Below are 13086 nucleotides of genomic sequence, written 5' to 3'. Positions count from 1 at the left end.
CGTCTCATTTGGCGCCTTCTCTCATGAACCTGTCCGCACGCCCGCTGTTCGCCGCCCTGTCGATCGGCCTCCTGTCGTCCACCCTCGCCGTCGCCGCACCGGCGCCGCACTGGGAATACACCGGCGAAAAAGGCGCCGCCCACTGGAGCGAGGTCGACCCGTCCTTCGCCACCTGCGCGCTGGGCCACCAGCAGAGCCCGATCAACATCGACCATGCGGTCAAGGCGGACCTGCCCGCGCTCGCCTTCCATTACGGCAGCGCCGCGCCGACGATCTGGAACAACGGCCACACGGTCCAGGTGAACCTGCCGGCCGGCAACACGGTGGACGTCGGCGGCCAGAGCTACGAGCTGCTGCAGTTCCACTTCCACACCCCCAGCGAGGAGCTCATCAAGGGCAAGTCGATGCCGATGGTGGTGCACTTCGTCCACAAGAACGCCGCCGGCGACCTGGGTGTGGTGGCCGTGCTGGTCCAAGCCGGCCAGGCCAATCCGGCGCTGTCCCCGGTGTTCGAGCACCTGCCCCGCGCCGGCGAGAAGATCAGCGTGGACGGCCTGTCGCTGGACCTGTCCGCGCTGCTGCCCAAGACGCTGGGCTACTACGACTTCACCGGCTCGCTGACCACGCCGCCCTGCTCGGAGGGCGTGCACTGGATGGTCCTGAAGTCGCCGATCACGCTGTCGGCCGCCCAGATCGAGGCCTTCCGCAAGCTGGTCGGCAGCAATGCGCGGCCGGTGCAGCCGCTCAACGGCCGCGAGATCAAGGAAAGCGGCGAATGAGCGCTTCCGGGCCGCGGACCGGCGGCCCGGTGCCCCGGCGCCGCCGCGGGTAGCCCACCGCGGCCCTCCCGGGCCGCGACGTGGCGCCGGCTTCAGCCCAGCGCGCGTCCGATCAGGATCTTCTGGACCTCGGACGTGCCTTCGTAGATCTGCGTCACCCGGACGTCGCGGTAGATCCGCTCGACCGGAAAGTCGCTGACGTAGCCGTAGCCGCCGTGGATCTGGATGGCGGCGGAGCAGACGCGCTCGGCCATCTCGCTGGCGAAGAGCTTGGCCATCGCCGCCTCCTTGAGGCAGGGCTGGCCGGCGTCCTTCAGCGACGCGGCATGCCAGATCAACTGGCGCGCCGCCTCGATCTGCGTGGCCATGTCGGCGAGTTTGTGCTGCATCGCCTGGTGCTCGAAGATCGGCACGCCGAAGGCGACCCGCTCCTTGCTGTAGCGCAGCGCCGCCTCGAAGGCCGCGCGCGCCATGCCCACCGACTGCGATGCGATGCCGATGCGGCCGCCCTCCAGTCCCGACAGCGCGATCTTCAGGCCCTGCCCTTCGTCGCCCAGCCGGTTGGCGGCGGGCACGCGGCAGTTCTCGAACAGGATCTGCGCCGTGTCGCTGGCGTGCTGGCCCATCTTGTCCTCGATGCGCGCCACCACGTAGCCCGGCGTGGACGTCGGCACCAGGAAGGCGGAGATGCCCTTCTTGCCGGCCGCCTTGTCCGTCACCGCCATCACGATCGCGACATCGCCGTTCTTGCCGCTGGTGATGAACTGCTTGACGCCGTTCAGGACGTACTCGTCACCATCGCGCACGGCGGTCGTCTTCAGCCCGCCGGCCTCCGAGCCCACATGCGGCTCGGTCAGGCAGAACGCGCCCAGCATGTCGCCGCGCGCCAGCGGCTTGAGGAAGCGCTCCTTCTGGTCCTCGTTGCCGAAGGCCATCAGGATGCTGCACACCGGGCAGTTGTTGACGCTGACCACCGTCGAGGTCGCGCCATCGCCGGCGCCGATCTCCTCCAGGATGATCGCCAGCGCCAGGTAGTCCAGGCCCGCGCCGTCGTATTCATGCGGCACGGCCACGCCGTAGCAGCCGAGCTCGGCCAGGCCCTTGAGCTCCGCGGCCGGGAAGTGGTGGGACTTGTCCCACTCGGCCGCCTTCGGCGCGATCTGGTCCTGCACGTAGGCGCGGACGGCGTCCTGCACCGCGCGGTGGTCTTCGGAAAGGATCATGGGATCACCAGGGCAGCGGGCTGCCGTCGTAGTTGAAGAAGCCGCCGTTGTCGCCCGGCTTCAGGCCGTCGAGCACCTGGCGCAGGCTGGAGGCGCTGGTGGCGACGTCGATGTCGGCTTCCTGCCCACCCATGTCGGTCTTGACCCAGCCCGGATGCAGGCTGACGCAGGTCGCGCGACCGTCCAGCGTCAGCGCGACGTCCTTCATCACCGAGTTCACCGCCGCCTTGGAAGCGCGGTAGACCCAGCCCGCCGAATTGGCGCGCAGCGTCAGCGATCCCATCCGCGAGGACAGGATGCCGATGCGCGCGTCCGGCGCCAGCGCGTCCAGCAGCTGCGGCAGCACGCGCATCGGACCCAGCACGTTGGTGTGCATGACGGCGTCGAAGTCCGCCGCGCTCGGCGGCTGCAGGCCGATGGTCTTGGGCCCGTACAGGCCCGCCACGTACATGACGCGGTTGAACTGGTAGCCGTCGAGCTGCCAGGCCAGGCCGGCGATGCTGATCATGTCCGAGACATCCAGCTTGATCGCCGTCGCGCCCTGCGCGCGCAGCTTCTCCAGGCTGGCCTCGTCGCGCGCGGTGGCGACGACGGTGTCGCCGCTCGCGCGATGCTGCTTCACCAGCTCCAGGCCGATGCCGCGCGACGCGCCGATGATGAGGACTTGCGCCATCCGACCCGTCCTCAGATCAGCTCGACGCCGACGGCCGTCGCTTCGCCGCCGCCGATGCACAGCGCCGCGACGCCGCGCTTGAGGCCGCGATGCTTGAGCGCGCCCAGCAGCGTCACCAGGATGCGCGCGCCCGAGGCGCCGATCGGATGGCCCAGCGCGACGGCGCCACCGTTCACGTTGACGATCTCGTGCGGCAGCTTGAACTCGGCCATCGCGGCCATCGTGACGGCGGCGAAGGCTTCGTTGACTTCCCACAGGTCGACGCTCTTGGCATCCCACTGGTTCTTGGCCAGCAGCTTCTGGATCGCGCCCACCGGCGCGGTCGTGAACCACTCCGGCGCGTTGGCATGCACCGCCGTGCCGACGATGCGCGCCACCGGCTTCACGCCCAGCTTGTTGGCGGTCGATTCGCGCATCAGCACCATCGCCGCCGCGCCGTCGGAAATCGACGACGAGGTCGCCGCGGTGATCGAGCCGTCCTTCTTGAACGCCGGCTTGAGCGTCGGGATCTTGTCCAGCTTGGCCTTGAACGGCTGCTCGTCGCGCGAGACCACCGTGTCGCCGCCCTTGCCGGCGATCGTCACCGGCGCGATCTCCCAGGCGAAGGAACCGTCCTCGTTGGCGCGCTTGGAGCGCTCGGTCGAAGCGATGGCGAACTGGTCCTGCGCCTCGCGCGTGAAGGCGTACTTGTCGACGCACTGCTCGGCGAAGACCCCCATGGCCTTGCCGCGCTCGTAGGCGTCTTCCAGGCCGTCCAGCGCCATGTGGTCATACATCTGCGCGGCGCCGTACTTCACGCCCTTGCGCGCGAACATCAGGTGCGGCGCGTTGGTCATGGACTCCATGCCGCCGGCGATCAGCACGTCGGCGCTTTCGGCCTTCAGCGTGTCGTGCGCGAACATGACCGCGCGCATGCCGGCACCGCACATCTTGGACAGCGTGACCGCGCCCACCGATTGCGGCAGGCCGGCCTTGAGCACCGCCTGGCGGGCCGGCGCCTGGCCCTGGCCGGCCATCAGGCAGTTGCCCAGGAAGGTCTCCTGGATCGAGTCGGCCGGCACGCCGGCGCGCTCGACGGCCGCCTTGATGGCGACGGCGCCCAGCTCCCACGCGGCCAGGCCGGCGAAGTCGCCCAGCAGGCCGCCGATCGGCGTGCGCGCGGCGGAAACGATGACGATGGAATCGGACATGGGGGTCTCCTTCAAGGGAAGCGGTGCGGCCCCACGGGGCCGCGGCGGATCAGTGGATGGGAAGCTCCCGGTCCTGCGGCTCCGGCACCTTCAGGGCCGGCGCGGCGTCGTGGACGTGGAAGCGCTTGTGCGGGTCGTAGGGGAAGACGTCCTCGACATGACCCGCCAGGATGCGCTCCTTGTGGGTCTGCCAGAACGCCGGATCGAGCAGGTCGGCGTGGTGCGCCATGAAGACGTCGCGCACGCCCGGATGGCCGAGCAGGAAGGGGCCGAAGGTCTCGGGGAACACGTCCAACTTGTTGACGTGGTACCAGACCTCGCCGGACAGCTCCTCCTCCTCGTTGCGCGGCGCGGGCACCTTGCGGAAATTGCAGTCGGTCAGGTATTCGATCTCGTCGTAGTCGTAGAACACGACCTTGCCGTGGCGCGTCACGCCGAAGTTCTTCCACAGCATGTCGCCCGGGAAGATGTTGGCCGCCACCAGGTCCTTGATCGCGTTGCCGTACTCGACCACCGCATGTGCCAGCTGCGCCGGCGAGGCTTCCTGCAGGTAGATGTTGAGCGGCACCATGCGGCGCTCGATGTACAGGTGCTTGATGACGAGGTCCTCGCCCGTCTCCTCCAGCAGCGAGGGGCAGAAGTGCCGGAGCTCGGCGACCAGCTCGTCCTCGAAGCGATGGCGCGGGAAGGCCACGCGGGTGTACTCCAGCGTGTCGGCCATGCGCCCCACGCGGTCGTGCTGCTTGACCAGCAGGTACTTGGACTGGATCTGCTCGCGCGTCGTGTCCTTCTGCGGCGGATAGAAGTCCTTGATGACCTTGAAGACGAAGGGATACGACGGCAGGTCGAAGACCAGCATCACCATGCCCTTGATGCCGGGCGCGATGCGGAACTTGTCGCTGCTGTGGCGCAGGTGGTTGAGGAAGTCGCGGTAGAACAGGTTCTTGCCCTGCTTCTGCAGCCCCAGCGCCGAATAGATCTCCGAGCGCGGCTTGCGCGGCATCAGCGATCGCAGGAACTGCACGTAGGCGCTCGGGACCTCCATGTCCACGAGGAAGTAGGCGCGCGCGAAGCTGAACAGCATCTGCAGCTCGTCCTCGCCGAACAGCGCCGCGTCGATGTAGAGCCGGCGCGCCGCGGCGGGGTCCTTCGCGCCATTGGCTTTCGCGCCGTTGGCCCTCGCCGGCGCGGCGTCACCCGGGGCGGGCTCCTTGTGCAGGATGGGCAGCGCGAACGGCGTCTCGCTGAAGCCGTTGACGACCTTGCCCACGATGTACGCGCCCTTGTTGCGGAAGAACAGCGAGGACAGCACCTGCACCTGGAAGTTGGTGCGCCAGCGGAAGGCGCCGAGCTGCTCGCCCACCGCCTTCAGCACCAGGTCGATGTCGCGGCCCAGGTCCTCGAACTCCAGCGCCAGCTGGAAGTTCCAGACGATGCGCATGAAGGTGTCGCGCAGCGTGTCCTGCGAGGGGTAGTAGCAGCGGTAGGTGGGCTGGGCGGCGGGCTCCTCGTTCTCGATGAACTCGGTCGAGATGGCGGGCCGGACGAAGATGAACTCGTTGTGGAAGTAGCTGTGGTGCAGGATGCGCGTCGTGACCGAGTTGAAGAAGGTCTCGGCCAGTTCCGGGCGCAGGTGGCGGGTCAGCAGCCCGATGTAGTGCAGCTTGACCTGCTGCCAGACCTCGCTCGGCAGCTCGCTGGTCTTGTAGCGTGCCTCCAGCAGCGCGACGGCCTCGTCGACGCGCAGGTCGTAGAACTCGATGCGCTCGCGCTGCGCGCGCTGCTGGCCGTGCCAGTCGGCCTGCTCGAAGCGCTGCTTGGCGGTGGCCGACGCGGCGCGGAAGAGCCGGTAGTGCTTGTCGAAGCCCTCGAGCATGGCCTGCGCGATCTCGAAGGCGCGCGGGTCGTTGAGCTCGTGGGGGAACATGGCGCCGCCGTCCGTTCCGCTCATGTCCGGTCCTGGCCGCGCGGGCTCAGCGGCCCATGGCCGCCTCGTAGCGGCGCTGCAGCGCTTCGAGCGCGCGGCGGTAGGCCGGGCCGACGTCCTCCGGCCCCGCGGCGGTGACGCTCAGGTCCTTGAGCAGGCCGTTGTGCAGGCCGTAGACCCAGCCGTGCACCGCCACCGACTGGCCGCGCGACCAGGCGTCCTGCACCACCGTCGTCTGACAGGCGTTGCGGGCCTGTTCCAGCACGTTGAGCTCGCACAGCGCATTGACGCGCTGCTCCTCGGGCAGCTGGTCCAGCCAGTCCTGATGGTGGTTGCGGACGTCCTGCACATGGCGCAGCCAGTTGTCCACCAGGCCGACGCGCAGGTCCTGCAGCGCGGCGCGCACGCCGCCGCAGTTGCTGTGGCCGACGATGATGATGTGCTGGACCTTGAGCTGGTCCACCGCGAACTGCATCACCGAGAGGCAATTCAGGTCGGAGTGGACCACGACGTTGGCCACGTTGCGGTGGACGAAGAGCTCGCCGGGCAGCAGCCCGACCAGCTCGTTGGCCGGCACGCGGCTGTCGGCGCAACCGATCCAGAGGTACTGCGGGGTCTGCTGCTTCAGCAGGCGCGAGAAGAAACCGGGGCTGCGCTCCTCGGTTTCGGTGGCCCAGCGCTGGTTGTTGTCCAGCAGTCCGTCGATGTGGTCGTTGGTGCTCATGGGGCGGGATTGTCGCGGTTGCGGGCGGACACCGGCCTGTCGCACCCGCGAAGGCCTCACATCGTTTCGGCGAAGAGCTCGCGGCCGATCAGCATGCGGCGGATCTCGGACGTGCCCGCGCCGATTTCGTAGAGCTTCGCGTCACGCCAGAGCCGGCCGAGCGGATATTCATTGATGTAGCCGTTGCCGCCGAAGATCTGGATGCCCTCGCCCGCCATCCAGGTGGCCTTCTCGGCGCACCACAGGATGACGGAGGCGCAGTCCTTGCGGACCTGGCGCACGTGCGCGCCGTCGAGCGCGTCCAGGTTCTTGCCCACCGTGTAGCAGAACGCGCGCGCGGCCTGCAGCACCGTGTACATGTCGGCGACCTTGCCCTGGATGAGCTGGAATTCGCCGATGGACTGGCCGAACTGCTTGCGGTCGTGGATGTAGGGGACGACGTTGTCCATCACCGCCTGCATGATGCCGATCGGACCGGCGGCCAGCACGGCGCGCTCGTAGTCCAGGCCCGACATCAGCACCTTGGTGCCGCCGCCGACCTGGCCCAGGACGTTCTCCGCCGGCACCTCGACGTTCTGGAACACCAGCTCGCCGGTGTGGCTGCCGCGCATGCCGAGCTTGTCCAGCTTCTGCGCGATCGAGAAGCCCTTCATGCCCTTCTCGATCAGGAAGGCGGTCATGCCGCGGGCGCCGAGTTCGGGCTCGGTCTTGGCGTAGACGACCAGCGTGTCCGCGTCGGGGCCGTTGGTGATCCACATCTTGGTGCCGTTGAGGACGTAGTAGCCGCCCTTGTCCTCGGCCCGCAGCTTCATCGACACGACGTCGGAGCCGGCGCCCGGCTCGCTCATCGCGAGCGCGCCGACGTGCTCGCCGGAGATCAGCTTGGGCAGGTACTTCTTCTTCTGCGCCTCGTTGCCGTTGCGCTTGATCTGGTTGACGCACAGGTTGGAGTGGGCGCCGTAGCTCAGGCCCACCGAGGCACTGGCGCGGGAGATCTCCTCCATCGCGACCATGTGGGCCAGGTAGCCCAGGCCGGCGCCGCCGAATTCCTCGGGCACGGTGACGCCCAGCACGCCCAGGTCGCCCATCTTGCGCCACAGGTCCATCGGGAACTGGTCGCTGCGGTCGATCTCGGCCGCGCGGGGGGCGATCTCGGCTTGGGCGAATTCGCGCACCGCGTCGCGCAGCGCGTCGATGTCTTCGCCGAGGTGGAAGTTCAGACCGGGCAGGCTCATGGGAATGTCTCCTCGACCGCCTCCACGCGCGCCGCTCCGGACGCGCGCTGGGCAATTCGTTCTCTTACGTTTACGTAAACGTCAATTGTAGGGCAGGTCTGTACCGTTTCGGCTATTGCATAAATGCGTAAGGGTGGGCCCGGAACTGATGGATCGGCGTTAGAGGAATCGCTCGAGCAGCTTGCGCGAATGCCGGTCCAGCGAGAAGCGGTCCGGCACCAGGAAGTGCAGGCCGTGGGAGCTGGCGATCAGCAGCCGCCCTTCCCCGATGCGCCGGATGTCTTCCTCGCTCTTGAGGATGAATTCGGTGGCGCCGCGATCGGTCTCGACGGTCCATTGCGACGGCGTCGAGAAGGTCGAGACCGCCAGCAGCTTCAGCACCGTGGGCGTGACCTCGCGGTGATCGAGTTCGTCGCGCAGCAGCGTGCGCTGCGCCTCGGGCAGGTCGCCGAGGCGATCGATCCAGGCGATCTCATGGCCGTCGGTGCCGACCAGCGAGATGCCCTCCTCGGGCGCGGACAGCGGATGCGCCCGCACCGGCGTGACGTTGTCATGGGTCTGGCCGGTCGCGTCGACCAGGACCAGCCGGCCGAACGGATTGCGCGCCAGGGACTGGATGTTGCTCATGAAGACACCTCGGCGCGGTCAGGCCTGCGTGGCCGTGTGGACATTGACGTTGGGCGCGACGACGACGACGCTGTCCTGCTCCTCCGCGTCGACGCGGCGGGCCTGCGCCTCCCACAGCCGCCAGTAGGCACCCTGCTTGGCGATGAGCTCGTCGTGCGGCCCGACCTCGACGATCTCGCCGCGGTCCATCACCACCAGCCGGTCGGCCTTGCGCAGCGTCGAGAGACGGTGCGCGATCGCGATCGTCGTGCGGCCCCGCACCAGGTTGTCCAGCGCCTTCTGGATCTCCTTCTCGGTCTCGGTGTCCACCGCCGAGGTAGCCTCGTCCATGATCAGGATGCGGGGATCGATCAGCAGCGCCCGCGCGATCGAGATGCGCTGGCGCTCGCCGCCGGACAGACCCTGGCCGCGCTCGCCCACCAGCGAGTCGTAGCCCTGCGGCAGCCGCAGGATGAATTCATGCGCATGCGCGGCGCGGGCCGCGGCGACGATCTCCTCGCGCGTCGCGTCCGGCTTGCCGTAGGCAATGTTCTCCGCGATGGTGCCGAAGAACAGGAAGGGTTCCTGCAGGACCAGGCCGATGTGGCGGCGGTAGTCGGCCAGCGAGAAGCGGCGCAGGTCCACGCCGTCCAGCTTGATCGCGCCTTCGGTGACGTCGTAGAAGCGGCAGATCAGGTTGACCATCGTGCTCTTGCCCGAGCCGCTGTGGCCGACCAGGCCGATCATCTCGCCGGGCTGGATCTCGAGGTTGAGATCGCGGATCACCGTCCGGTTGCCGTAGCGGAAGCCGATGTCCTGCAGCGTCAGCCCGCCGCGCACCTTCTCCAGCCGGACCGGCTGGGCCGGTTCAGGCACGTTGGAATGGTGGTCGAGGATGTCGAAGATCCGCTTGGCGCCCGAGGCCGCCTTCTGCGTCACCGAGACGATCCGGCTCATCGAGTCCAGCCGCCCATAGAAGCGCCCGATGTAGGCCAGGAACGCGGTCAGCGTGCCGACCGTGATCTGCGAATGCGCGATCAACCAGATGCCGAAGGCCCACACGACCAGCAGGCCGATCTCGGTCAGCAGCGACACGCTGGGCGTGAACAGGCTCCAGGTCTTGTTGAGCCGGTCGTTGACCAGCAGGTTGTGCTTGTTGGCGCTGCGGAAGCGCTCGGCCTCGCGGCGCTCCTGCGCGAAGGCCTTGACCACGCGGATGCCGGGGATGGTGTCGGCCAGTACCGAGGTCACCTCGCCCCAGACGCGGTCGATCTTCTCGAAGCCGGTGCGCAGCTTGTCGCGCACCAGGTGGATCAGCCAGGCGATGAAGGGCAGCGGCACCAGCGTGGCCAGCGCCAGCCAGGCGTTGTTGGAGAACAGGATCACCGTGATCATCAGCAGCATCAGGCAATCGGTGATGAAGTCCAGCGCATGCAGCGACAGGAAAACGCTGATGCGGTCGGTCTCCGAGCCGATGCGGCTCATCAGGTCGCCGGTGCGCTTGGAGCCGAAGTACTCCAGCGACAGGCCCAGCAGGTGGTCGAAGGTCGCCGTGCGCAGGTCCGCGGCGATGCGCTCGGAGACCAGCGCGAGGATGTAGGTCTTGGCCCAGCCCAGGATCCAGGACACGATCGCCGCGCCCAGCAGGCCGCCCAGGTAGAGCGCCACCAGCCCGGTGTCGATCTGGCGGCCCTGCTGGAACGGGATCAGCACGTCGTCCATCAGCGGCATGGTCAGGTAGGGCGACACCAGCGTCGCGCCGGTCGCGCCCAGCATCAGCAGGAAACCCAGCAGCAGCTGGCCGCGATAGGGCCGCGCGAAGCGCCACAGCCGCAGCAGCACCCAGGTCGAGGGCGGCGTGTGCAGCTCCCGCGCGCAGGAGGGGCATTCCTCGCTGTCCTCGGGCAGCACGGCCTGGCAGCTCGGGCACAGCTCGGGTTCGGCGTCCTGGGTCAGCGCCGGCTCATCGCGGCGGTTGAAGGCGTCCTGGAAGCGCTGGGCCTGCAGGTTGACCTTCATCGTGAAGCGCCACTGGGCCAGCCGGCCGCGCTCGTCGACCAGTTCCAGCAGGCCCAGGCCGGCATGGTCCGACAACGCCAGGCGCAGCGCCGGCGTCAGCGGCCATTCGCGCTCGACCAGCGCGCCGGCGCCGTCCTCGGCGGGCTCCAGCGACAGCAACCGTTGATCGGTGAGTTGCAGACCGCCCCGGGCGAAGCGCAATCGCGCGTCGAGGTCAACCTCCAGCGTGGCCCGGACGTTCTCGCCACGCCGCAGGCGTGACGCGAAGGCCTCGGCGAGCGAAACGCCGCCGGCACTGGCCGACGCGACAGGATGTTGATGCTGCATTTGTGTTGTTCTGCGATCTTCGAAACCGGACGTTCTTCGCCGCTTCCCTGATGGGCAAGACCCGGACCAACCCGGATGCGGCATTTTTCGCGGGATTTTCGCTTAAGCGCACAATTGTGCTTCGCATTCCTCTCCGGTGGTCCGCCGGGCGGCCCCCTTCCACGTTCCCACCCCTCATGAGCCGACACGACGACATCAAGCTCCTGCGCATCAACTACCTGCGCGGCCCCAACATGTGGACCTACCGTCCGGTGCTGGAAACCTGGTTGGACCTGGGTGGCCTGGAGGAACATCCCTCGAACCTGATCCCCGGCTTCACCGAGCGCCTGTGCAAGCGGCTGCCGGCGCTGGAAGAGCACCACTGCGGCGTGGGCGAGCGCGGCGGCTTCCTGCAGCGCCTGACCGAAGGCACCTGGATGGGCCATGTGCTGGAGCACGTCGTCATCGAGCTGCTGAACCTGGCGGGCATGCCCACCGGCTTCGGCCAGACCCGCTCCACCTCGCAGCATGGCGTCTACCGCATGGTCTTCCGCGCCCGCGACGAGCAGGTCGCCCGCTGTGCGCTGGAGCAGGGCCATGCGCTGCTGATGGCCACCATCAACGGCGACGACTTCGACGTCGGCGCCGCCGTCGAAGCGATCCGCGACAAGCTCGACGACTGCTACCTCGGTCCCTCCACCGCCGCCATCGTGGCCGCCGCGACCGATCGCCGCATCCCCCACATCCGCCTGAACGACGGCAACCTGGTCCAGCTCGGCTACGGCGCGCGCCAGCGCCGCATCTGGACGGCCGAGACCGACATGACCAGCGCGATCGCCGAGGGCATCGCGCGCGACAAGGACCTGACCAAGGAACTGCTGAAGTCCGTCGGCGTGCCGGTGCCCGCCGGCCAGGCGGTCAAGACCGCCGCCGAGGCCTGGGACGTCGCCCAGGACCTGGGCCTGCCGGTCGTCGTCAAGCCCTCGGACGGCAACCACGGCCGCGGCGTCACGCTGGACCTGCGCCGCCAGGCCGATGTCGAAGCCGCCTTCCACCTGGCCGACAAAGAAGGCTCGGAAGTGCTGGTCGAGAGCTACATCCCCGGCATGGAGCACCGCCTGCTGGTGGTCGGCGGCCAGGTGGTCGCCGCCGCGCGCGGCGAGGAAGCCTGGATCACCGGCGACGGCACGCACAGCGTCGTCGAGCTGATCGACCTGCAGATCAACACCGATCCGCGCCGCGGCACGACCGAGGACTTCCCGCTCAACCGCATCGACATCCGCGACGACCCGGTCGTGCTGCTGGACCTGCAGCGCCAGGGCCTGTCTGGCGACGGCGTGCCCGAGGCCGGCCGGCGCGTGCTGATCCAGCGCAACGGCAACGTCGCGATCGACTGCACCGCGCAGATCCACCCCGAGGTCGCCCATGCGGTCTCGCTGGCGGTACGCACCGTTGGCCTGGACATCGCCGGCGTGGACCTGGTCTGCAGCGACATCTCCCGGCCGCTGTCCGAGACCGGCGGCGCCATCGTCGAGGTCAACGCGGGCCCCGGCCTGCTGATGCACCTGAAGCCGGCCGAGGGCATGCCCCAGCCGGTGGGCCAGGCCATCATCGACCACCTGTTCGCCGAGGACGAGAACGGCCGCATCCCGATCGTGGGCGTGGCCGGCTCGCGCGGCACGGCGCAGATCGCGCGCCTGGTCGGCTGGCTGCTGCACCTGAACGGCCGCCACGTCGGCCTGGCCTGCGGCGCCGGCCTGTTCCTGGGCACCCGCCGCGTCGAGCGCAAGCCCAGCGCGACCTGGGCCGCCAGCCACCGCCTGCTGATGAACCGCGCGGTCGACGCGATCGTCGTGGAGAACGGCGCCGGCACCATCCTGGGCGACGGCCTGGCCTACGACCGCTGCCAGGTCGGCGTCGTCACCGACATGGGCCGCGTGCCCGAGCTCGACCAGCACGACATCCAGACCGAGGACCAGCTCTTCAAGGTCTTGCGCACGCAGGTGGACGTGGTGCTGTCCGACGGCGTCGCCGTGCTCAACGCCGACGAGGCCAAGGTGGCCGAGATGGCGGAGCTCTCCGACGGCGAGGTCATCTTCTACGCCCTGGACGCCGCCAACGAGGCGCTGGCCGCGCACCGCGCGCGGGAAGGCCGCGGCGTGTTCCTGCGCGGCGGCGCCGCGATGCTGGCGCAGGGCACGGCGGAAACCTCGGGCGCCAATGTCGACTCGCTGCAGGCCCGCTTCCGCGCGGCCGGGCAGGAGATCGCCACCGACTCGGTGCTGGCCGCCGTCGCCACCGCGTGGGCGATGGGCATCTCGCCCGAGCTGATCTCCGCCGGCCTGGACACCTTCGTGCCGGACCTGCCGCAGTAAGCGCCCGGCCGCCGTTCCGATCGCCCCTT

10 protein-coding genes are annotated in these 13086 nt (G+C 68.8%); 2 read left to right on the top strand and 8 right to left on the bottom strand.

Going from position 1 to position 13086, the window contains the following annotated elements; translation table 11 throughout:
* Positions 1-23 precede the first annotated feature (23 nt).
* Positions 24-779: a carbonic anhydrase gene (locus FHT38_RS00980; protein ID WP_147240937.1), complete on the top strand. Its 756-nt coding sequence runs from the start codon at positions 24-26 to the stop codon at positions 777-779.
* Between the two features lie 92 nt (positions 780-871).
* Here the strand turns inward: FHT38_RS00980 and FHT38_RS00975 are convergent, their stop codons facing one another.
* The 8 genes from FHT38_RS00975 to FHT38_RS00940 all read right to left on the bottom strand — a co-directional run bounded on the left by FHT38_RS00975 (position 872) and on the right by FHT38_RS00940 (position 10703).
* Positions 872-2002: an acyl-CoA dehydrogenase family protein gene (locus tag FHT38_RS00975; protein WP_183488996.1), complete on the bottom strand. Its 1131-nt coding sequence runs from the start codon at positions 2000-2002 to the stop codon at positions 872-874.
* A gap of 4 nt (positions 2003-2006) precedes the next feature.
* Entirely contained in the window at positions 2007-2675 is a 669-nt protein-coding gene (locus tag FHT38_RS00970; protein ID WP_091720345.1) for an SDR family oxidoreductase, read from the bottom strand.
* Between the two features lie 11 nt (positions 2676-2686).
* Complete coding sequence (locus tag FHT38_RS00965; RefSeq protein WP_183484609.1) at positions 2687-3865, bottom strand: acetyl-CoA C-acyltransferase; 1179 nt, start codon at positions 3863-3865, stop codon at positions 2687-2689.
* A 49-nt stretch (positions 3866-3914) separates the two neighbouring features.
* On the bottom strand, positions 3915-5792 hold the full coding sequence (gene aceK / locus FHT38_RS00960) for a bifunctional isocitrate dehydrogenase kinase/phosphatase (protein ID WP_183492348.1): 1878 nt from the start codon (positions 5790-5792) through the stop codon (positions 3915-3917).
* 46 nt (positions 5793-5838) lie between these two features.
* On the bottom strand, positions 5839-6516 hold the full coding sequence (gene can, locus FHT38_RS00955) for a carbonate dehydratase (protein ID WP_091720339.1): 678 nt from the start codon (positions 6514-6516) through the stop codon (positions 5839-5841).
* A 56-nt stretch (positions 6517-6572) separates the two neighbouring features.
* Entirely contained in the window at positions 6573-7751 is a 1179-nt protein-coding gene (locus FHT38_RS00950; protein WP_091720335.1) for an isovaleryl-CoA dehydrogenase, read from the bottom strand.
* Between the two features lie 159 nt (positions 7752-7910).
* Positions 7911-8378, bottom strand: a complete 468-nt coding sequence (locus FHT38_RS00945) for a DUF1854 domain-containing protein (protein WP_091720330.1) — start codon at positions 8376-8378, stop codon at positions 7911-7913.
* An 18-nt stretch (positions 8379-8396) separates the two neighbouring features.
* Positions 8397-10703, bottom strand: a complete 2307-nt coding sequence (locus FHT38_RS00940; RefSeq protein ID WP_183484603.1) for an ABC transporter ATP-binding protein — start codon at positions 10701-10703, stop codon at positions 8397-8399.
* Positions 10704-10879: 176 nt separating this feature from the next.
* Between FHT38_RS00940 and cphA the strand changes: the two genes are divergently transcribed.
* The gene (gene cphA, locus FHT38_RS00935; RefSeq protein ID WP_183488993.1) at positions 10880-13057 is read left to right on the top strand and encodes a cyanophycin synthetase; all 2178 of its coding nucleotides are present in this window, start codon (positions 10880-10882) and stop codon (positions 13055-13057) included.
* Positions 13058-13086: the final 29 nt, after the last annotated feature.

Source organism: Mitsuaria sp. BK041, from assembly GCF_014193085.1.
Lineage (GTDB): Bacteria > Pseudomonadota > Gammaproteobacteria > Burkholderiales > Burkholderiaceae_C > Roseateles.
The sequence above is the reverse complement of the archived record's forward strand: the minus strand, read 5'-3'. Positions and strand labels throughout refer to the sequence as shown.

Coding starts and splice junctions, on each gene's coding strand:
- FHT38_RS00965 (WP_183484609.1), bottom strand. CDS start 3,865: ATGTCCGATTCCATCGTCATCGTTTCCGCCGCGCGCACGCCGATCGGC.
- cphA (WP_183488993.1), top strand. CDS start 10,880: ATGAGCCGACACGACGACATCAAGCTCCTGCGCATCAACTACCTGCGC.
- can (WP_091720339.1), bottom strand. CDS start 6,516: ATGAGCACCAACGACCACATCGACGGACTGCTGGACAACAACCAGCGC.
- aceK (WP_183492348.1), bottom strand. CDS start 5,792: ATGTTCCCCCACGAGCTCAACGACCCGCGCGCCTTCGAGATCGCGCAG.
- FHT38_RS00980 (WP_147240937.1), top strand. CDS start 24: ATGAACCTGTCCGCACGCCCGCTGTTCGCCGCCCTGTCGATCGGCCTC.
- FHT38_RS00950 (WP_091720335.1), bottom strand. CDS start 7,751: ATGAGCCTGCCCGGTCTGAACTTCCACCTCGGCGAAGACATCGACGCG.
- FHT38_RS00940 (WP_183484603.1), bottom strand. CDS start 10,703: ATGCAGCATCAACATCCTGTCGCGTCGGCCAGTGCCGGCGGCGTTTCG.
- FHT38_RS00945 (WP_091720330.1), bottom strand. CDS start 8,378: ATGAGCAACATCCAGTCCCTGGCGCGCAATCCGTTCGGCCGGCTGGTC.
- FHT38_RS00970 (WP_091720345.1), bottom strand. CDS start 2,675: ATGGCGCAAGTCCTCATCATCGGCGCGTCGCGCGGCATCGGCCTGGAG.
- FHT38_RS00975 (WP_183488996.1), bottom strand. CDS start 2,002: ATGATCCTTTCCGAAGACCACCGCGCGGTGCAGGACGCCGTCCGCGCC.